The sequence below is a fragment of the Shewanella sp. GD04112 genome, from assembly GCF_029835735.1.
Lineage (GTDB): Bacteria > Pseudomonadota > Gammaproteobacteria > Enterobacterales > Shewanellaceae > Shewanella.
In genome coordinates this window covers 278226-298866 of sequence record NZ_JAOEAL010000001.1, presented here as the reverse complement: position 1 = coordinate 298866, position 20641 = coordinate 278226, and the positions used below count along the sequence as shown (strand labels likewise).

Sequence of the window (20641 nt, the reverse complement as noted above, 5' to 3'; positions counted from 1 at the left end):
CGCAAAAGGCAATTAGTTATCTGAAAGGAACTTAATCGTCAGCGGATAACGATACACTTGCCCTTCACTCGCCTTAATGATCCCAAGGATAGTGCAAACTAAGTCGAGAATACCGAGGATAATCAAAAAGATAAACCCAATGCCCACAAAGGCTAACAGCCCGCTGATAATCACATAGATCAACAGGCTTAATTTAAAGTTCAAGCAACTACGGCCGCATTGGTCGACAAAAGCCGACTCTTCACGCTTCATCAACCACATAATCAGTGGTCCGAGAATCGAGCCTAATGGCACTAAATAACCGATTAAACTAGAGGCATACACTAGTAAGCCAAAATCTCTTTCACTCTTAGTTACTGACTCTATCATTACACTTTCCCTGTATTATCGTTTGAAAAATAAAGTTTATTTACCTTTTGGCCCATACAAGCGCATCTGCCAATCTTCGACTTGTTGTGTCGCTAAGCGACGCTGCAGGCTATTCACCCAGCTTTGTGCCAACCCTTCACAGGAGGCGAGTCTATCATAGGCTTTGGCATCGTATTCGGGTGAGAAGTACAGCGCCATGGCCTCGGCGACACTGATATCGGTTTTACGCTCGACTAATTCTATCCTGTCGTTTAGATGAATCACACCAGGGGTTAATACTCTGTAAAACCAACCGCATAGCTGACTCTGCTGCATGGCAAGGGCAAAGTCTCTATGTCCAAATTGCAGGTTCAATTTAAAGCAAGGTGAGCGCGGCTGAGTCACCTGCACTGTGACGGCACCGATTTGCAGGATATCGCCGATATTGACCTCGGTTTCATTCAAACCAACAGTGCTGATGTTTTCACCCATGCTCGGCGCATCTTCGAGTTGGGTGATTAAATCCCAGCGACGGTACTGACCATAATGCTCACGGGGGAAATGATGCAGCACTCGGTCGAGGCCTCCATGGTGCTTAGGATCGGCTTGCGCATCGCCTTCGACACGGTCGACATTCACTCGTAACTGCTGCGCCGATTTTTTACCGTCGATACCAGTAGAAACACCGTCGATCTCTTGCAGAACCGCCCCTAAATACAAACCCGATAATCTATTTACCAACAAGGTCGACATTTGTTACTCCTACATCATCGCTATCCGTCACCTACCTCTGCCCGAACTGCTCAACCACTCAAACGCGGCAGTGAGCCCAAACAATCCCCTTGGCAGATTCGGCCATCATAGCAGCATACTACTGATTGAGAACCACTTGATTGCGCCCCGCTTCTTTCGCCTGATACAGGGCGAGATCCGCTCGCTTAATCAAATCTTCCGCAGGCTCGAGTTTTTGGTATTCGGCAACCCCAATACTCACAGTAATAGCAATGTGCACGCCATTCACTTTAAGCTCCCGTTGGGAGATTAAATCGCGAAATTGTTCTGCCAGTTCAGCAGCCTGACTTAAATCCTGCTCTGGCACTAATATCAAGAATTCCTCACCGCCCCAACGACACAGCACATCCTGGTTTTTTAGTTGACTTCTTAGTAGGTTAGCCACAGTTTTTAGTACTAAGTCACCAATGCTATGACCATAGCTATCGTTTACTTTTTTAAAGTGGTCGATATCGACGAGCAGAATGGAAATCGGTGCTTGGGATAACTTGGCCTTCTCTAATGCCTGATGGAAATACTCTTCAAACACTTGGCGATTAGCGGCGCCTGTGAGCTTATCGGTTGAGGCCATGACCTCAAGTTTGCGCTGATAACGACCTAAGGTCATGTTTGAAATCAGTAAAATCCCAATCGTCACCAGTAAACTTAAGGCTAAGTTACCCCAAAAGGTATTGAGCAGCTCTTGCTCCTGCGGCGCATCCTCCTGCTCTACGATAAGATACCATTTAAATTCAGGCACTAAGCGGCTGTTCAAATAAGCGGTTTTACCGTTGCGTTGGTAGCTAAAGGCCTCACTTGGGCTGGTTAAAATCCGTGTAGCGAGTTGCTCAAGCCCTACGCTGGTTTGCAGCGAATCGGCACCATCATATTCATCGCCATGGAGCGTGACACGACCTTGTCTATCGGTGAAGAACACCCGACGGTTGTAGCGCTTCTGATAGAGTTCAATCAATGCCTTGACTTTCTCAACCGCAAGGCCAACGCCAGTAACACCAATAAACTTACCTTCAAAATCAAAAACCTTATAGTTCACAAATACGGTTGTCTTAGTGCGATCCGCGGTATCTGAATCGATATTGATTTCGTAATGCTCAGACTCAGGTAAAGAACGTACACGAAAATACCAGGCATCGTTTGGGTCGATATCTTGGATTTTCTTCAATATGCCCGTCGAATGGTAATAGTTGCGACTCTGCTCCGAGACAAAAAAGCTGGTGACTGTATCGTATTTTTCTTGAATTTCTTTGAGGTAACGGACCAGTTTTTCGGGGGCTTGCTCGTGATTCAACATCCAGTCACGCACAAAGGTATCCTGCGCCATCAGCGAGGAAATAAAGATGGGACGCAGCAGATCCTGTTGAATTTCTGAATAAATATTATCGCTGGTTAGGGGTAAAGTATTGCTCTCAATCTGCTGACTCAAGGAGTCGTGGGCCACTTTATAACTAATGCCACTGGTGACTAAAAAGGCCACTAGCAACAGCACTGACAGTAGCCAAATAAACTTCTTTTTATCATTCCAAACGTGATTGCCCATTTCCAACTCCAACAACGGCAGGCTTATTATTTTATTTCAACGAGATGCGTTGCCTGAATGTTAACGTAATCCCTTGCCGACCGCACAATATTTCCACAATATGAACGTTCGGTAACGGAATAACATTATTCGAGCTAAAAAAATGCCCCGTTGGGGAAACGGGGCAAACATGCGAACCAACAAAATGGGAGAAAAGCACAAGAAAACGTTAAGGGACAAGAGCTATCGTCACTGAGCACACTCTATCAAGCCCAGATGACAGAAAGATGACTCCCTTTTATTCCCTGCTATTTATCTCCCAACTTATGCTTCTAAATACTGCTTCAATGCATCGCCAGGGATAGAACTGTCGGTGGCCACGGCAAATGCCGCCCAAGTTGCCCCTTCGGCCATGGCTTGGGTAATGGTTTTTCCCGCGCATAATCCATGGATAAGCCCTGCGGCATAGGCATCACCCGCCCCTGTGGTATCGACAACCTCAGCAGGCACAGCCGGGACATGCTGCACCTCATCTCGGGTGTACACCTTAGCGCCGCGCACACCGTCGGTGACGACAAAATAGCGTAATGATTCACCGCCAATGCTTACGCCATAATCCCAAGAGGCGACATCACAGCGGCCTTGCATATCACTCACGGAAGCCAGCAACACGTGGCAAGGACGCGGTCTGTCATCCTTCGCTAGCTGCGCGATCACAAGGCAGTGATCCAGTGCGGTTTTCGCCCAACTAACCGTGCCCTCAGCCGAGGTATTGAAATACAGCGCATCCCAGTGTTGCCATTTAGGCGGCACCGATAACTCAAAAATAGGCCGCTGCGGACGAATGATGGTGCGCTCACCATCGGGCGTCATCACCAGCAACATTTCACAGGTATTTCCTGCGCGGCGCTGCACTAAACGACAATCCAGCCCTTGAGTACTCGCTTCAGCGATGACCCAGTCGCCCATTTCATCCCGCCCGACTTGGCTCACCAGGGCAACCCTATGGCCCGCCCATACCAGTCCAAGCCCAGTATTGGCGCCACCACCTCCTAACCTTTGTCCGCCATCTTGATAATGAAAGCGACCGCCTGTTTTCAGCGGCTTATCAAGGATCAACACTCGGTCACAGTTAAGATTGGCCACCAGCAAAATATTTGCCATGACAGGACTCCATAATGAAAGAACAGACCGCGCTAACTCTCGGCGAAGACTCGGTTAAAAGAGCCCTCAATCTAGACCAAAACGCAGGGTGGCACAATCTCATCAGCCAATAAGCCGTACCAGCGCATGACAGCTTAAACAGGCTTTGGCTGTAAGACTTTGACTATAATCAAATTCAGTAAAGGAATACTGAAACACTAAGAAGCTCAAGCAAATCAAAAGTAAACACATGAAAAATAATAAAAATATTCATTAAAGTGTCTATTTCAGAGGCTAAGTCATAAAAATGTCATCAAGATTCAACCTTTTCTTAGATTAGCAAAAGGTTAAACTGGTGCTTCAAGGATGAAAAACTGAAGGAATTTGTATGCTAATGGAATGGCTACATAGGGACATTGATGGTGAAGAACAACTCCGCCGCTATCGCGAATGCTTGGAGGAATTTAACGAGTTGGAATTTCATGATGCTTATGTCGCGAAGATTCAACACGAATATCAGTTACTACAAGTGTTGTTTGAGGAGCAGTCGGTTCAACATTATGAGCCTAACTGCTCCGAAAAATAGGATTGACGTTAATCGACCGTCTTAAAGGGTGAAAGCGAGGTAAACTTTACATCCAACCGCCAATCTTGAATCACCATCTCCGAAGGTTGCCAGCTGTCATCCACCCATTCGTAAATAAGGCCAGGATCTTCCTCCGCATTGACTAGCAAGCGACGACCATCCTTTAACACAACCGTATAATCAAGCCCTTGAGCATCAACACTTTCAATATCCCCCAATACTTTGTGATGAATGCTTGAAATTGCGCCTGTCGCTTTCACTGCGTCAGTTTCTTTCGCGCCGCTGTAAAATCTCAGTGCCTCATTGGTAGCGGGTTTATGAAATACAAACTCTTCAGTCACGCCCACAACGATCGACGGATCAAGCTCATACCAAGCGGGTATCCATAATGCGTTCATTGCCATCCCGTTATATCCTGCATAATAATTTTACGGACGAGAACATTCTGCCTTAACCTTGGCAGATAAAATACTGGTCAGGGATAAAATAATTTTAACCTTCTGCAGACATCTTTAAAACGGCAATCAATTTCAGTAAATACCTAAAGTTAGGTTAGCAACCCCGCTCTTAACCAAAATGGTTTATCCCTAAACCATTGCGTGCAAACCCATTTATGACCAGATGTTACTTCGCAACCGCGATGCAAAGAGGAAGGTATTGGTTTGCCTGACTTATCTGTATTATCAAAAACTAAAATAGCAGCAGCCTGAGGCTTTACTTGAATATAAGGCACTTTGAACTCGGTTTCTCCCCCTTGAAAATCATCATTAAGGTATAAAATACCTGTTCGGCACCTTTGCCCAAAACGTTCCAATTCAGCTTGAATCTCGGAAGTGTGCGCATGTATTGCATCATAATGCCATTGATAAAACTGACCCGGCTCGTACCGTAACACCACCATTGGCTCTGCATAGGCAATCTTTATCCCTGAAAATTTTGCTGTCACTCTTTCAGCACAAGCCAGTGCAACGCTTCCATTAGGTATGGGTGTCGGATAATGCATATTGTTACGGATCCCAGCTTCAATACTCCCCTTACCTTGATGTCCATAGACTGTAATGGGTTGTAAATAAGGTAATGAGGATTCCTTAACTTCTTCTAATAGGTTCGAAGGTAATTGGGAGTAAAACAACTTAGCCGATTGTAGCTGCTGTCCAACTGATATAGGACTTTGCTCAAAAGCCAATAAAGCAGAGAAGACACAAATAGCGTCGGCATGATAAGGGGAAATTGTTGTTAACCAAGGGTTCAACTCACAAAAACGCGCTTTCAAACGTTCATGTTGTTGAAGACTTTCAATCACAACATAATCATTCCAGAACGCTTTTAAGCGAGAAAGCTCTTCTAACTGCCACTCGGCACTAAAAAACAACGCTAAGGCTAACTCTCTTTCTGAAGCAGAACTCCGCACACAATGAACTAGCCAAAAACGAACAAAATCAGCTGATTCTGTTGCAAATTTCATAACGACCTTTGCAGGAAGTCGGTTGAAATAACGTTCTTCTAATAATTGAATGAATAGCTGCTGCATAAAACGAACGTCCTCTTTCCTACACTACAAATACTATATCCATTAAAACTGAACCACACTTGCAATGAAACATTTTATTTACAACTCATTCTTTAATGGCCGCATATAAGCTATCCGTATTGAGCATAAAAACACGTGAGCAGTTTCACCTACCCCCTCCTTTCTGTTAGCTTGAAAAAAACAGCTCAATAACTGCCACATTTTTTTGATAGAGTGATCCAATAAACCCGCGCCACGTATTGAGCCTGACAACCCATAGCCACCACTATGGCGCCAGCTTGCCCTATGGAGAAATCGAATATGCCAGTTTTGCAAACACTCAAACTTACGGGTGAGAATGAGGCGCTGAAACGTCAAGAGCTTAAACAATACTTCAATCAAACCTGGGCACTCTATGAATCCCTCTTCGAACTGATAAGGCACGACCAGGCTTATTACGTCAAAGCCGAACCGCTGCGCCATCCGCTGATTTTTTACTTTGGCCATACCGCCACTTTCTATATCAATAAACTCAAGCTGGGTAAGTATCTCGATGAACGAGTGAATGATCACTTTGAATCTATGTTTGCCATCGGTGTGGACGAAATGTCTTGGGATGACCTCGACGAAACCCACTATCAATGGCCAAGTGTCGCAGAGGTAAAAACGTATCGGGAGCAAGTCAAACAGGTCGTCAATCAACTGATTGATACCATGCCAATCACTCTGCCGATCAGCCAAGACAGCCCCGCTTGGGTCATCTTAATGGGCATAGAACACGAGCGCATTCACCTAGAGACCTCTTCCGCCATTATTCGCCAGCTTCCATTAGAGGACGTGCGTGCCAATGCCCAGTGGCCAGAGTGTCAGGATGTTGGCAGCGCCGAGCCAAATCAACTACTTGCCGTGGCGGGTAAAAAAATCACCTTAGGCAAAAAAGAGCAAGACAACACCTATGGGTGGGATAACGAATACGGTAATAAGAGTTTTAAAGTCGCCGACTTTAAAGCCTCAAAGTACTTAGTGAGCAATCAAGAATACCTAGCCTTTGTCGAAGCGGAAGGCTATCAAACTCAAGACTATTGGAATGAGGAAGGCCAAGCTTGGCTGGCGTATACCCAAGCTCAAATGCCACGCTTTTGGCGCCGCCGCGATGATAAATGGTGGCAACGTAACCTTACCAGCGAAATCCCTTTGCCGCTCAATTGGCCCGTCGAAGTGAATCAACTCGAAGCTAAGGCCTTTTGTAATTGGAAAGCGCGCCAAAGTCAGAGCAATATTCGCCTGCTCACCGAAGCAGAATGGTATATCTTGCGGGAAAATGTACCGAGCGATGCCCCCGATTGGCATGAAGTCCCTGGCAATACCTCGCTTGCTTATTACGCCTCTTCCTGTCCGGTAAACCGCTTTAAACACAATGATTTTTATGACATTGTCGGCAATGTCTGGCAATGGACCGAAACCGCTATCGACGGTTTTAATGGTTTTGCCGTACATCCGCTCTACGATGATTTTTCGACGCCTACCTTCGATGGTAAGCACAATCTGATTAAGGGCGGTTCGTGGATTTCAACGGGCAATGAAGCCATTGCAGCCTCACGCTATGCCTTTAGGCGTCACTTTTATCAACATGCCGGATTCCGTTACGTCGAGTCGTTGCAAAATCCAGAACAGATGGCCGAGGTTAATGTGTACGAAACCGATGAACTGATTTCCCAGTATTTAGAATTCCACTATGGCGCCGAGTACTTTGGTGTACCGAATTTTTGCGTTAATGGGGTACAACAAGCACTCAACGAGATCCAACTCGAGCACACCACCAAGGCCTTAGATATTGGTTGCTCTGTCGGACGCGCCAGTTTTGAGTTAGCCAAAGTGTTCGACCATGTGGATGGCATCGACTTTTCGGCACGCTTTATCCAGCAGGCTTACGCCCTGACCGAACAAGGCGAAAAACGCTACACCATTCGCACCGAGGGAGACTTACAGGAATTCAAGAGCGCCAGCCTTGCTAAGCTGGGTTACCTTGGCGAAGCTAAAAAAGTCAATTTTATCCAAGGGGATGCCTGCAATCTCAAGCCAATCTACACAGGATACGATTTGGTCTACGCCTCAAATCTAATCGACAGATTGAACGACCCGCAACACTTCCTCACCAATATTGGGCAACGCATCAATCAAGGGGGATATCTGGTTATCGCCTCACCTTATACTTGGCTCGAAGACTACACGCCAAAGGATAAATGGCTTGGGGGAATTAAAGTCAAAGGAGAAAACTTCACGACTTTAGATGGGTTAACCGAAACCTTGATAGGCCAATTTGAACTGGTCGCAGTGAAAGAAATCCCCTTCGTTATTCGCGAAACCAAGCGTAAATTCCAGCATTCGATTTCAGAGATGACGATCTGGCGTAAGCGTTAGTTTTGCAAGATTAATAGTCGCCCTAAAGAAAAATCCGCCAGATAATCCTTTCTGGCGGATGTATAACAAACGGCGCAGCAATAACAGTCATCCAGTTGCAAGAACGGCGAATGCTCGGCACTGCTTACTCATGCCTAGCACAGCGTCCTAGACCTTAAACTGAGCCGTTGTTAAACCAAGTTGATTCGCTAGCCCTAACAGGCTGCGGGTACTGACGGCCACTTGGCTGATGGCCGCGCTATTTTCCTCTGCCGCCGCACTGAGCCCTGCAATCCCCTGAGCAATCGTCGCCGACACTGTGGTCTGTTCCTCCGCAGCCGTTGCCGTTTGGATCATTAAGGCTTTGAGTGTTTCTAGCCGATTGGCAATATCATCCACCGCCGCTTGCATGCCTTCGGCATCCTCTGCGGTTTTAGATGCCTCAGATGAACAAGTCACACTATGCTGCGCCAACACAGCCGATTGCTGCTGAATGCCTTGTAATACCTTTCCAATATCCTGCGTCGCCTCTTGTACCTTCACGGCGAGTTGCCGCACTTCATCAGCGACTACGGCAAAGCCACGGCCATGCTCGCCGGCTTGGGCAGCCTCAATCGCCGCATTGAGGGCTAATAGATTGGTTTGCTCGGCAATCGCATTAATCACATCCAGAACACTGCCTATCTTTTGGCTATCTGCTTCAAGATTACCCACCTGCTGATGAATGGCGGCAAAGCTTGCTAGCGTCACCTGTAAACTTTGGCGGGTACTCGCCAGATTCTGCGAGAGAATGCCACTCGATTGAGTACAGGAAGAAACCTCATCGGAGGATTTCATGGTATTGGTGCTGATCTCTGCGGCGGCATAACTCATTTCCTCCACGGCCGTGGCTAACATATCGGTTTCTCTGGCCTGCATCTGAATACTGCTGTCGGCTTGGCTCATTGCCGCCGAGTTTTGCTCTGCGGCGGATTCCAACTCATAGCCCATCCCCACCAATTGGCTAATAATTTCCTTTAATTTGGTCTGCATCCTCGCCAGCCAGCTCATTAAATGATTATCGGCATGGGCGTGGGAGAGACTATGGGTTAAGTCCCCAGAAGCGATAAGGCTAGTCAAATGGCACATATCCTCGGGCTCACCGCCCAGAGGTTTAAGTACAAAGCTGGTCACGAGTTTTGCCGCCGCAATCGCCAGCACTATCGATAGCCCGCACACCACGAGTCCGATATACATCATATGGTAGGCAGGCGCGGCGATTTCACTCACATCAATCTCGGCCATTAAGCCCCACTTGAGCCCCATTTCAACGACAGGCGAGTAGGCAGAAAGAACTACCGTTAAAACTATAGGTGAAGATTGAAACCTCGACCAAGTGAGGCCATTTTTTTATTCAGTACGCAATCCCCTAATAGAGTAGACATTAACCTTACTCAGACGCTTTTATGCAAACCATCCCAAAACGTGTACTGCTCGATGAAGCAGAGCCGATAACTGGTTTATGAAATTAACGATGAAAATTTTCACATTGACGACAGCATAAAAATCACATTGAATTGAATACAAATTCAAATCACACACTTTGGGAGCGTAAAATGGAGTTAATCGAGCAAGTCTCAGTCGCGAAAAAAGCCAATATTTACTTTGAGGGTAAAGTTGCCAGCCGCAGCGTATTCTTCAGCGATGGCAGCAAAAAGACCTTAGGCGTGGTCCTCCCTGGAGAATATGAGTTTTCCACCTCTCAGGGTGAAATCATGCAGGTCACCAGTGGCAGTTTCGAGGTATTACTGCCCAATAGCCCAACTTGGCAAACCTTTAGCGAAGGCAGCCAATTCGAACTTGCAGCCAACGTCAGTTTCAAAATCCGTAACAATGCAATAGCCGAGTATTGCTGCAGTTACCTGTAATACCCTTATCGAGGAATGCTTAACCAGCTTAGGCATTCCTCAATCAGTTGCTCTCTACTATTGATGAAAACTCGACCACTAGACGACTGGTCTAATATGCTTTATGCTCCTTCGCCATGAAAACAGAAACCCAATCGACACGTCAGCATATTCTCGACGTTGGATACTCACTGATACTCAAACAAGGCTTTTCGTGCCTAGGCTTAGCCCAATTACTCAAGGCTGCCCAAGTACCTAAAGGCTCGTTTTATCACTACTTTAAATCCAAAGAGCAATTCGGTGAGGCCTTGTTAGCAGGGTATTTTGAGCAATACCAAGCAGAACTCGATAGCCTGCTCAACGAGACTCAACTCTCAGGCTTTGAGCGCCAAATGCAGTACTGGCAAAAATGGTTGCACGTGCAGCAGGACGGTTGTGTCGATCAAAAATGCCTAGTCGTTAAGTTAAGTGCAGAGGTAGCCGATCTCTCTGAGGCCATGCGCCTTGTGCTTTTAAAAGGCTCGGCTGGCATCATCGAGCGCCTAACCCAGTGCATTCAGGCGGGGATTGCCGATAAATCCATCTGTGAACAGGATGCCCAGGCAACGGCAGAGCTGCTGTACCACATGTGGCTCGGCGCCAGTTTGATGAATAAACTCGGCCACAGCCATGCCGCTTTAGCGCGCGCCCTTGCAGTGACCGAATCTATTTTAAAGACCAAAACCATGGGTTAATGCCAGCAACACTGGCACACCAATGAATCAGCAACCCGTTAATGAACAATAAAATATCGCCTCTTCGGCTTGATTTATCATTTAGTAGCCAACCAATCTAGACGACTGGTCTACTAAAATCATTTTCCAACCATAGGACACATAGCAGTATGTTCAATTTCGCCTACTACAACCCAACCCGAATCCACTTTGGTAAAAACACCATAGCTGAAATCGACACCTTAGTGCCTCGCGATGCCAGAGTCATGGTGTTATTTGGCGGCAGCAGCGCCAGACGAACTGGCACCTTAGCCGAAGTAAAACAAGCGCTTGGAAACCGTTTCGTGGTCGAGTTTGAGGGAATCGAACCTAACCCAACCTACGAAACCCTGATGCAGGCTGTCGAGCAAGTTCGTGAATTAAATATCGACTTTTTACTCGCAGTCGGTGGTGGTTCTGTGATCGATGGTACCAAGTTTGTTGCTGCGGCAGCGGTATTTGAAGGCGAGCCTTGGGATATTCTCACCAGCTGGGGCGCGAACGTGGCTCAGGCCATGCCATTTGGCTCGGTATTAACCCTGCCTGCGACGGGTTCAGAGATGAACAACGCCAGCGTGGTGACCCGTAAATCGTTGAAAGCTAAACTGCCATTCCGTAACGACTTGGTTTATCCGCAATTCTCAATCCTCGACCCTACTAAGACCTTCACCCTACCAGAAAGACAAGTGGCGAACGGCGTGGTCGATGCCTTTGTGCATATCACGGAGCAGTACCTCACCTATCCGGTCAATGCGGCGGTGCAGGACAGATTCGCCGAAGGCTTGCTGCAAATTTTGATTGAACTAGGGCCACAGGCACTCACACAGCCCGAGGATTACGATATTCGCGCCAACTTGATGTGGGTCGCGACCATGGCACTCAATGGCACGATTGCGACAGGTGTACCCCACGACTGGGCAACACATATGATCGGCCATGAACTCACCGCCTTGTATGATATTGATCATGCCCGCACCTTAGCCATTGTATTGCCAGCATTATTGCGCTGCACTAAAGCCGCTAAGCGTGAAAAGCTGCTGCAGTTTGCAGACAGAGTGTGGCATATCAACACTGGCTCTGAAGACGAACGTATTGAGGCCGCCATTGCGAAAACCCAAGCCTTCTTCGAAGCTATGGGTATTGCAACCCATTTATCTGCCTACGATTTAGGTAAAGAAGCCGTCGATGCTGTCGTCAATCAGCTTGAGCAGCATGGCATGGTTGCCCTAGGCGAACATGGCAATATCGATCCCGCCATGAGCCGCGATATTTTAACCCTAGCGCTCTAAGCTTTCGTCACCGCCGTCAATGCACCATAGTGGTGCGTTGACACTCCCCCAAAAGAGGCAAACTCGCCTGCGCCTCAACATCAAAGCCGCTCTCACCTTCTCCGTCCAAGATATTTGCTCTCAGAACCACACTCGCCGCAGATTTAAAGGCATAAAAACAAACCCGCGTTTATTCCCACGCTCAACCTTAAGCGAGCTGAATAAACACCATGATTTTTGATGAAAAAACGACTAATCTTGTAGAACTTCATCTCCAAGGCAAAAGGACTTTCGCATGCGTGCATTCACCCTCATCAGCTTATTGCTGCTCAGCCTGTTCGCCCAGGCAACAGTGTACAAATGGGTCGATAAGGATGGAAAAGTCCATTACTCAGATGAGCCACATCCCAATGCCGAGGTTGTTGAGTTAAAAGAGAAAACCCTCAATCAAATTGCACTCCCCCCCGTAAAAAATGATGCGGATGACTCGCAAGTGATCCAACAAATCCAGTATCAAGTCGTCATCACTTCCCCTACGGAAGAGGAAACCGTGAGAGACAATAGCGGAGACTTTCAAGTCACTGCCACTGTCACCCCAGAGATCAAAAGCCAGTATCTGATGGCACTCAAACTCGACGGTCAAACGGTCGGTCAGCCTCAAGTGGGTGGCATCTTCCAACTTAAGAACATCGACCGAGGTGAACATACCATTGTTGTCGATGCCATGACTCAAAACGGCAAAGTCTTTGCATCTAGCTCTCCACGAAAGATATTTCTTCATCAAGCGGCGATGAATCCAGTCCCGAAAAAACAACCAAAATCTAATTAAACCATTTAATAACAATTGATTAGGTCGTTTTTGCTCAATCTAGCCCTTTGATGAAGTCGTGTTGCAGCCTGCACCAAATCGGTGCAACATAATGGTGCAACCCCATTTTCAGGAACGGTAGATGGATAAAGAGACTCTGCTTAATCATTTAGTCACCGCGGTACTTGTCATCGATAAGGATCTTAAGCCTTGTTATGCCAACGCAGCAGCAGAGCAACTGTTAGGTGTAGGTAGCCATAGGTTAGTCGAGCAAGCCCTTCCGGAGCATTATCAAGTCCTTGGCGTTGATGCCCAATTACTGAGTGATGCGGTGAAAGCTGGCCAAGGCCTCACGGTTAACACGGCGACCTTAGTGACCTTAGATGCCCAGCACCATACCGTCGACCTAACGCTGATCCCGCTCGAAGACGAAGCACAATTGAGCCTGCTTGAACTGAGACAGGTGGACCAGCAACGCCGGATCCACCAGCAACTCAGCCAGGATGCCCAGCAACAGGCGGCGCAATTTCTGGTGCGAAATTTGGCCCACGAGATCAAAAATCCCCTGGGTGGCCTGCGTGGCGCGGCACAGTTGCTCTCACGGGAATTAGAGGATCCGGCACAAAAGGAATTTACCAATCTGATCATTGAGCAGGCCGACCGCCTGCGCAGCCTAGTGGACAGATTGCTCGGCCCGCAGCGACCGACCCAACATAGCCTGCACAACATTCATCAAGTGGTGCAGAAGGTTTATAAACTGGTGGAAATGGCTCTGCCCGCCAATATTCAGCTAAAGCGCGACTACGATCCCTCGATTCCCGATATCGAGATGGATCCCGACCAAATGCAACAAGCAGTGTTGAATATTTTGCAGAATGCGGTGCAGGCCCTTGAGCATACAGGGGGCGAAATCCTGATCCGCACCCGCACGCAACATCAGGTCACTATCGGTTCGCAGCGCCACAAGCTCGTGCTGACCCTGTCCATTATCGACAATGGCCCAGGTATACCACCAGAGCTGATGGACACGCTATTTTATCCCATGGTCACCAGTCGTGAGCAAGGTTCGGGATTAGGCCTATCGATTGCCCATAACATTGCCAGATTACACTCGGGCAGAATCGATTGTGTATCCAGCCCTGGGCATACCGAATTTATCATTTCGTTACCGATTTTAAGCGCCAAATAATCAAGACAAACCAACACATACCGTATGAGGAAGCAAAATGCGAATGAGTGAACAAGTGTGGATCCTCGACGATGACAGTTCGATACGCTGGGTGCTCGAAAAGGCGCTACAAGGCGCGAAACTCAGCACAGCCAGCTTTGCCGCGGCCGAATCACTCTGGCAAGCATTAGAGATTTCCCAGCCACGGGTCATAGTCTCAGATATTCGTATGCCGGGCACCGATGGCTTAACCCTATTAGAAAGGCTGCAAATCCACTACCCGCATATTCCCGTCATCATCATGACTGCGCATTCGGATTTAGACAGTGCCGTCAGCGCCTATCAGGCGGGTGCATTTGAGTATTTACCCAAGCCCTTCGATATTGATGAGGCGATTTCCTTAGTCGAGCGCGCCCTAACCCATGCGACCGAGCAAAGCCCTGCACCTGCGGCGCAGGAGACGCAAGTCAAAACGCCCGAAATCATAGGCGAAGCGCCCGCCATGCAGGAGGTATTTCGCGCCATCGGCCGATTATCACGCTCCTCAATCAGCGTGCTGATCAACGGCCAATCGGGTACGGGTAAAGAGCTGGTTGCAGGCGCATTGCACAAACACAGTCCACGCAAGGATAAGCCCTTTATTGCCTTGAATATGGCGGCAATTCCCAAAGACTTAATCGAATCAGAACTCTTCGGCCATGAAAAAGGCGCCTTCACTGGCGCGGCAAACGTGCGACAAGGACGCTTCGAGCAAGCCAATGGCGGCACCCTGTTTTTAGATGAAATAGGCGATATGCCGCTGGACGTGCAAACCCGCCTGCTGCGGGTGCTCGCCGATGGGCAATTTTATCGCGTCGGCGGCCATAGCGCCGTCCAAGTGGATGTGCGCATTATTGCCGCTACTCACCAAGATCTGGAGCAACTCGTACTCAAAGGGGGATTTAGGGAAGACCTATTCCATCGGCTCAATGTTATCCGCGTCCACTTGCCGCCGCTGTCACAACGCCGTGAGGATATTCCCCAACTGGCGACCCACTTTTTAGCCTCCGCCGCGAAGGAGATTGGTGTCGAGGCAAAAATCCTCACCAAAGAGACCGCCGCCAAGCTGTCGCAACTGCCTTGGCCAGGGAACGTCAGACAACTCGAGAATACCTGTCGCTGGCTCACGGTTATGGCCTCAGGGCAAGAAATCCTGCCCCAGGATTTACCCCCAGAGCTACTTAAAGAGCCCGCCAGCATTAATCCTATGGCAAAAGGCAGCCAAGATTGGCAATCGGCACTCACAGAGTGGATTGACCAAAAACTGTCTGAGGGAAATAGTGATTTATTAACTGAGGTTCAGCCGGCCTTTGAACGTATTTTGCTCGAAACCGCATTGAGACATACACAAGGGCATAAACAAGAAGCGGCAAAACGTTTAGGCTGGGGCAGAAATACTTTAACGCGAAAACTGAAAGAATTGTCTATGGATTAACCATCCATTTAAAAGCAAAAAAGGGATAGTGATATCCCTTTTTTATTATTTAGATTAAATCTAAATAATTAGAACTGGTAATGCACACCAATCGCCAGTTGTTTAATATCGGTATCGATATCTTTCACATTTAAATAATTGTGGTCAGCGTCTAAATCACCGCTAGTAACATCGTAACTCAAGCGAACATTTAAATGCTCTGTCACAGCAGCGTTAATACCTACGCCATATGTCCAACCAAAACCAGTGAAATCTTCATCGAAACCAAAACCGTCAAAATTCATAGCCATAGATGCAACACCAACTTTTGCATAAGCTGAGAACATATCATTGATTTGCAAAGTAAACTTAGGCGTGAAGGTTAATGCGCCCGCGGTGACATCCGTATCTCTGTCGCCCAAATCGGCCGTCGCAAATAAATTGGCTTCTAAACCAAACCACTCGTTGAAGTTGTAACCACCGTAAACACCGAAACCTGTGCCAGTATCTGAATCATCAACAACATCCACAGCTACGCGGTTTAGTGCGCCACCCACATAAAAACCTGTAGTATCGGCTGCCGCTGAAGCTTGGCCGGCCACTAATGCAGATAATAAAGATACCGCAACTAAAGATAGTTTTTTCATTATATTTTCCTAATGAGTTAACTTGAGTAGTAAACGCGGCGGATATTACAACAAACAAATAATAAGAGTGACATTTTGTAAAAAATAAATACGTTTTATACAGGAAGTATTCAGCTTTAAATTAAACAATAACAAAATTTATATACTTAAGTATTAAATAACATACTCAATATTAAATACTAAGTATTAACTGATTATACGTAATAAATTCATTATGCCGAAATAACACCAACGAATTATCGAACGGCGTTTTCGTTCATCGAGACATTCAATAATAACCACCTTCCCCGACTGCTCGCAGGTCACACGGCTGCGCCACATCAACAAGGGCCAAATATGCAGTCGGTAGTCCCGCTGTGCAATATTAAATGGAATCGTTCGCGGCCAATAGTATAAAGGTTGGCGCAGGATAAGCTCGCTCCAAACGCCCATAGGAGGATTGACTAAATGCGGTTCAGGGAGTTTTGAATCTGGCCCCGCGCTCGCGACGGGGCCATGTTCGGCGATCAACTCGAAGCGGGTCGATAATCTATGATAACGGCAAATCAGCCGAGTCTGTTCGGCTAAGGGGTGAACCTGTTGCTGCGTCCATGACATAACCATTCCTTTGGCTGTTTAATAACGGTTAACACTATTATGATGAAGCCGCAGCACTAGGCTCCACCTGCACGGGATCTTGGTGAATAATCACCTCGGCATCTTCAAAGGCGGCCTTCACCCTCAGTCCCGTGGTATCGGCAATACTATGGGCTTCATTCAAGCTCAGGTTACCATCCAACTCTAAATGGAATTGAATGAAGATAGTCTTACCTGCTTGGCGCGTGCGCAAATCATGTAGTCCTTGGACTCGGGAGTCTTCCTTAGCGATTTGTTTAATCCGTTGACGAGTGTCCTCATCCAACTCCCGGTCAAGCAGTGCTTGAATAGAGCGGTAACCTAGGTCAAATGCCTGTTGGCCGATATAGCAAGCGATAAGCACGGCAAAGAGCCCATCGGCCCACCACCAACCATATTGGGACAAAACGAGTGCGAGCAATACTGCGCCATTGAGGAATAAATCCGACTTATAGTGCAACGAATCGGCTTCGACTACCGTACTATTGGTCGCCGCCAGCGCCCGCTTTTGCAACATCACTAATGCTAATGTCAACACAATCGCGACAACTGAGACCACCACACCTAAAGTTGCGTGCTCAACCGGGGCGGGATTCAGTAACCGCTCTCCACCATAAAACAGCAGCAGGAATGCCGAGCCCATAATAAAGGCCGATTGCGCCAACGACGCTAATGGCTCCGCTTTACCGTGGCCGTATCTGTGGTCATGGTCGGCGGGGACGATGGCATAACGAATGGCGATAAAGTTGATGATTGAGGCGAGTGCGTCGGCGAAGGAGTCCGTTAAGGATGCCAGCATACTGGCCGAGCCAGAATATAACCAAGCTAACAGCTTGATAAGAATAAGGGTCAAAGCGGTAGCCACGGAAGCGCGACTAGCCAGTTTGACCCAAAAATCGTATTGGGAAGTCTGAGTCATAAGGGTCTATATCGGGAAGCTATGACCCTATTGTATATCAGCTTACAAGCTTAACCGCGAGGTTCTTTACCAGCTTGTGCTTCAAATCGCGCTTTAAACTTAGCTTGCTGCTCCGGTGTCAGCAGATTGTAGATTTGATTCTGCATCGCCTGCATTTCAGCACGATGCGCTGAACGCTCCTCCTTGCACGGCTTGTCGTCGCTACGTGCGGCGCGTTGCTCAGCAAACAGCTTTTTAATGTCTGCTTTTTGTGCATCAGTTAAGTCTAATCCTTCGAACATTCTATGCATGCCATCATGCTCCATGCGATCGCCACGTTTATGAAACTCGCCACGAGGATGGTCACAACCTTGGCCTGGCTCGGCATTAACTGTCGTCGCGAATACCGCGGAGCTTGCTAGGATGGCAAATAGGCCTGCTTTAAAAGGAGATAATGTTTTCATCATGTTAACCTCAATAGTTCAACGTTATGTTGTAAAGACAAGATACAGTGACGACCCTTTTAAAAGCCGAATCACTTTCGACGATTACAGTCTAAAGCGTCATATGTAAGTGAGGGCGTGACCTGAGTAAATCAGTGTAAAGTTGCGACAAGAACTAACAAATTCCCTATTCTTTACTTTGGCTTACATTGCTACACAGCAATTGACATCAAAAGAGGTATACTCAGGCAAAATACTCAAGCCGTCTGTGGTTTAGCACATCGCTTTGAGTCTTTCACACCAGTTCACCCAGATTAAGGAACACTATGAGTCGGATATTATTAATCGATGATGATCTTGGTTTATCAGAACTCCTCGGACAATTACTCGAGCTCGAAGGGTTTAAACTCACGCTGGCCTATGATGGCAAGCAAGGCCTAGAACTGGCCCTAGCGGGGGATTACGATCTGATCTTACTCGATGTGATGTTACCTAAATTAAATGGCTTTGAAGTGCTGCGCGCCCTTCGCCAACACAAGCAAACACCGGTGCTGATGCTCACCGCCAGAGGTGATGAAATTGACCGTGTGGTAGGGCTTGAAATCGGTGCCGATGACTATTTACCTAAACCCTTTAATGACAGGGAGCTTATCGCTCGGATTCGCGCCATCATTCGCCGCTCACACTTAACCGCCCAAGAGATCCACGCCACCCCAGCGCAGGAATTTGGCGATTTGCGCTTAGATCCCTCACGCCAAGAAGCCTACTGCAATGAGCAACTGATTATCCTCACGGGAACCGAGTTTACCCTGCTACACACCTTAGCGCTCCATGCTGGCGAGTTGATGAATAAAGAAGAGCTTAACGAGATGGTGCTCGGCAAAAAACTCATGCCCTTCGACCGCAGCCTAGATATGCACCTCTCGAATCTACGCAAAAAACTCCCCGAGCGTAGCGATGGCAGACCTAGGGTGAAAACTATCCGTGGCAAAGGCTATATCTGGCTACCATAACGACGGGAACAACTGTGCCTAATCGCTTATTTATCAAGTTACTGCTCGGATTTTGGCTCTGTAGTTCGTTGATTATTGCCTTAGTCGGGCTGTTGCCTTTGTTGCAACAAAATCACGACCGCGCCCCAATTCCGCCGCATCTGCAAAAAGTGCTGGCAAGCATAGCGCAGCGTATTCAAGACAATCCCGAGCTAGTCACATCTGATTTTCTGCGCCGCTGGGAAAGACGTGGTGATATGGAGGGCAAACCCCCTAGGCTCTATCTGGCCAACAGCCAAGGCCAAGTGATTAACACCAATAGAATCAGCCGTGGCGTACGCAGTTTTATGCTAATGACCGACGAGGAAAAACAGCCGATTAGTCATCAGTTTAAAGATGAATTGGTCTTCGGCCCACACCAATTTACCCTTCAGGGTGAAACCTACTATCTCTATGGTCGCTTGCCGGATATTCACCCTCGTCCCTGGTTCTTCTTCTTTATTGAAAACAAGCTACTCACCCTAAGCCTAGCCATAGTGCTCTCGGGATTACTGTGCGCCATACTCGCTTGGCATTTAGGTAAACCATTAAACTCGCTCAAGAAAAGTGCCGATGCCCTCGCCGAAGGTGATCTCAGCAATCGCGTCGATAAGGCGACCACTCAACGTAACGATGAAATCGGCCAGCTCGCCACCGCCTTTAATAGCATGGCGGATTCGATCGAAGCCATGGTGAAGAATCAGCAACGTTTGATGGGGGATATTTCCCACGAACTGCGCACCCCACTGACCCGCCTACAATTATCACTGGCATTGGCCCGCAAGAAAGGCCAACAGACTACGGAAACCGACCGTATCGCCTACGAGGCCGAGCAACTAGAGAAATTGATCGCAGAGCTCTTGGAGTTGTCGCGGGTCAAACTCAGCACCAATGAGACCAAGGTGCGCCTTGGCTTAGCCGAGTCGCTAAGCCAAGTATTGGACGATGCCGAATTTGAAGCCGATCAACAGGGCAAAAAGATCACTATCGATATCGATGAAGCCATCGAACTCAGCCATTATCCGAAATCCCTGTCCCGGGCGATAGAAAACCTGCTGCGCAACGCGATTCGTTATGCCCAGAGCGATATTCACCTGCGCGCGAGCCAAGCCAGCGGCCAAGTACAGATCACCATTAAAGACGATGGCCCGGGGATAGATCCTGCTGAACTTGAAGCGATTTTTAAACCCTTCTATCGCCCCGATTCGGCAAGGCAGCGGGAAAGCGGTGGTTGGGGCCTAGGACTCGCCATTACCGAAGCGGCCATTAGCGCCCATAAAGGTAAAATCAGAGCCGAGAATCGCCAGCCCCACGGCCTTGAAGTCAATATCAGTTTACCGACCTAAAAACATAAGCCCCGCTAACACAGTTAGCGGG

Annotated in this window: 20 protein-coding genes and 1 pseudogene; 10 read left to right on the top strand and 11 right to left on the bottom strand. The window is 47.8% G+C overall.

Annotated features, from left to right (window positions below; all coding sequences use genetic code 11):
• Positions 1 to 12: 12 nt before the first annotated feature.
• The 4 genes from N7386_RS01435 to N7386_RS01420 form a co-directional block, all read right to left on the bottom strand.
• Positions 13 to 369, bottom strand: coding sequence for a DUF4870 domain-containing protein (locus tag N7386_RS01435; RefSeq protein ID WP_011621077.1), 357 nt, complete (start codon positions 367 to 369; stop codon positions 13 to 15).
• A gap of 36 nt (positions 370 to 405) precedes the next feature.
• On the bottom strand, positions 406 to 1101 hold the full coding sequence (locus N7386_RS01430; RefSeq protein WP_220057050.1) for an MOSC domain-containing protein: 696 nt from the start codon (positions 1099 to 1101) through the stop codon (positions 406 to 408).
• A gap of 118 nt (positions 1102 to 1219) precedes the next feature.
• Positions 1220 to 2677, bottom strand: coding sequence for a sensor domain-containing diguanylate cyclase (locus tag N7386_RS01425; protein ID WP_279766822.1), 1458 nt, complete (start codon positions 2675 to 2677; stop codon positions 1220 to 1222).
• Positions 2678 to 2980: 303 nt separating this feature from the next.
• Positions 2981 to 3820, bottom strand: a complete 840-nt coding sequence (locus N7386_RS01420) for a PfkB family carbohydrate kinase (protein WP_279766821.1) — start codon at positions 3818 to 3820, stop codon at positions 2981 to 2983.
• Between the two features lie 367 nt (positions 3821 to 4187).
• Between N7386_RS01420 and N7386_RS01415 the strand changes: the two genes are divergently transcribed.
• On the top strand, positions 4188 to 4385 hold the full coding sequence (locus N7386_RS01415) for a hypothetical protein (RefSeq protein ID WP_220054420.1): 198 nt from the start codon (positions 4188 to 4190) through the stop codon (positions 4383 to 4385).
• 8 nt (positions 4386 to 4393) lie between these two features.
• On the opposite strand, the gene N7386_RS01410 is transcribed toward N7386_RS01415, so the two are convergent.
• Together N7386_RS01410 and N7386_RS01405 are read right to left on the bottom strand one after the other, a co-directional pair.
• Positions 4394 to 4789, bottom strand: a complete 396-nt coding sequence (locus N7386_RS01410) for a hypothetical protein (protein WP_041412499.1) — start codon at positions 4787 to 4789, stop codon at positions 4394 to 4396.
• Positions 4790 to 4932: 143 nt separating this feature from the next.
• Positions 4933 to 5916, bottom strand: coding sequence for a 2OG-Fe(II) oxygenase (locus tag N7386_RS01405; RefSeq protein WP_279766820.1), 984 nt, complete (start codon positions 5914 to 5916; stop codon positions 4933 to 4935).
• Positions 5917 to 6216: 300 nt separating this feature from the next.
• On the opposite strand from N7386_RS01405, the gene ovoA reads away from it, so the two are divergent.
• Positions 6217 to 8316 (top strand): 5-histidylcysteine sulfoxide synthase, encoded by a 2100-nt coding sequence (ovoA, locus tag N7386_RS01400; RefSeq protein WP_279766819.1) that lies wholly within the window; start codon positions 6217 to 6219, stop codon positions 8314 to 8316.
• Between the two features lie 147 nt (positions 8317 to 8463).
• On the opposite strand, the pseudogene N7386_RS01395 reads toward ovoA, so the two are convergent.
• Positions 8464 to 9630: pseudogene (locus N7386_RS01395) on the bottom strand (methyl-accepting chemotaxis protein); the annotation flags it as partial.
• Between the two features lie 260 nt (positions 9631 to 9890).
• Between N7386_RS01395 and N7386_RS01390 the strand changes: the two are divergent.
• The 6 genes from N7386_RS01390 to glnG all read left to right on the top strand — a co-directional run bounded on the left by N7386_RS01390 (position 9891) and on the right by glnG (position 15651).
• Positions 9891 to 10202, top strand: a complete 312-nt coding sequence (locus tag N7386_RS01390) for a pyrimidine/purine nucleoside phosphorylase (RefSeq protein ID WP_279766817.1) — start codon at positions 9891 to 9893, stop codon at positions 10200 to 10202.
• A 116-nt stretch (positions 10203 to 10318) separates the two neighbouring features.
• Positions 10319 to 10915: a TetR/AcrR family transcriptional regulator gene (locus tag N7386_RS01385; RefSeq protein ID WP_011715501.1), complete on the top strand. Its 597-nt coding sequence runs from the start codon at positions 10319 to 10321 to the stop codon at positions 10913 to 10915.
• Between the two features lie 149 nt (positions 10916 to 11064).
• The gene (locus tag N7386_RS01380; protein ID WP_279766816.1) at positions 11065 to 12222 is read left to right on the top strand and encodes an iron-containing alcohol dehydrogenase; all 1158 of its coding nucleotides are present in this window, start codon (positions 11065 to 11067) and stop codon (positions 12220 to 12222) included.
• 274 nt (positions 12223 to 12496) lie between these two features.
• On the top strand, positions 12497 to 13030 hold the full coding sequence (locus N7386_RS01375) for a DUF4124 domain-containing protein (protein WP_279766815.1): 534 nt from the start codon (positions 12497 to 12499) through the stop codon (positions 13028 to 13030).
• 121 nt (positions 13031 to 13151) lie between these two features.
• Positions 13152 to 14198, top strand: coding sequence for a nitrogen regulation protein NR(II) (gene glnL, locus N7386_RS01370; protein ID WP_086903929.1), 1047 nt, complete (start codon positions 13152 to 13154; stop codon positions 14196 to 14198).
• Positions 14199 to 14235: 37 nt separating this feature from the next.
• Positions 14236 to 15651 carry a nitrogen regulation protein NR(I) gene (gene glnG / locus N7386_RS01365; protein WP_088212550.1) on the top strand — a complete coding sequence of 472 codons (1416 nt, stop codon included), beginning with the start codon at positions 14236 to 14238 and terminating at the stop codon, positions 15649 to 15651.
• Between the two features lie 68 nt (positions 15652 to 15719).
• Here glnG and N7386_RS01360 read toward each other — a convergent pair whose 3' ends face one another.
• The 4 genes from N7386_RS01360 to N7386_RS01345 all read right to left on the bottom strand — a co-directional run bounded on the left by N7386_RS01360 (position 15720) and on the right by N7386_RS01345 (position 18254).
• Positions 15720 to 16277 carry a porin family protein gene (locus tag N7386_RS01360; RefSeq protein ID WP_279766814.1) on the bottom strand — a complete coding sequence of 186 codons (558 nt, stop codon included), beginning with the start codon at positions 16275 to 16277 and terminating at the stop codon, positions 15720 to 15722.
• 186 nt (positions 16278 to 16463) lie between these two features.
• Complete coding sequence (locus tag N7386_RS01355) at positions 16464 to 16874, bottom strand: hypothetical protein (RefSeq protein WP_279766813.1); 411 nt, start codon at positions 16872 to 16874, stop codon at positions 16464 to 16466.
• Positions 16875 to 16911: 37 nt separating this feature from the next.
• On the bottom strand, positions 16912 to 17811 hold the full coding sequence (locus tag N7386_RS01350) for a cation diffusion facilitator family transporter (protein WP_011715494.1): 900 nt from the start codon (positions 17809 to 17811) through the stop codon (positions 16912 to 16914).
• A 50-nt stretch (positions 17812 to 17861) separates the two neighbouring features.
• Complete coding sequence (locus N7386_RS01345) at positions 17862 to 18254, bottom strand: Spy/CpxP family protein refolding chaperone (protein WP_176370344.1); 393 nt, start codon at positions 18252 to 18254, stop codon at positions 17862 to 17864.
• A 305-nt stretch (positions 18255 to 18559) separates the two neighbouring features.
• On the opposite strand from N7386_RS01345, the gene N7386_RS01340 reads away from it, so the two are divergent.
• Complete coding sequence (locus N7386_RS01340) at positions 18560 to 19246, top strand: response regulator (RefSeq protein WP_086903926.1); 687 nt, start codon at positions 18560 to 18562, stop codon at positions 19244 to 19246.
• Between the two features lie 14 nt (positions 19247 to 19260).
• Positions 19261 to 20610, top strand: a complete 1350-nt coding sequence (locus N7386_RS01335; RefSeq protein WP_140907478.1) for an ATP-binding protein — start codon at positions 19261 to 19263, stop codon at positions 20608 to 20610.
• Positions 20611 to 20641 lie beyond the last annotated feature (31 nt).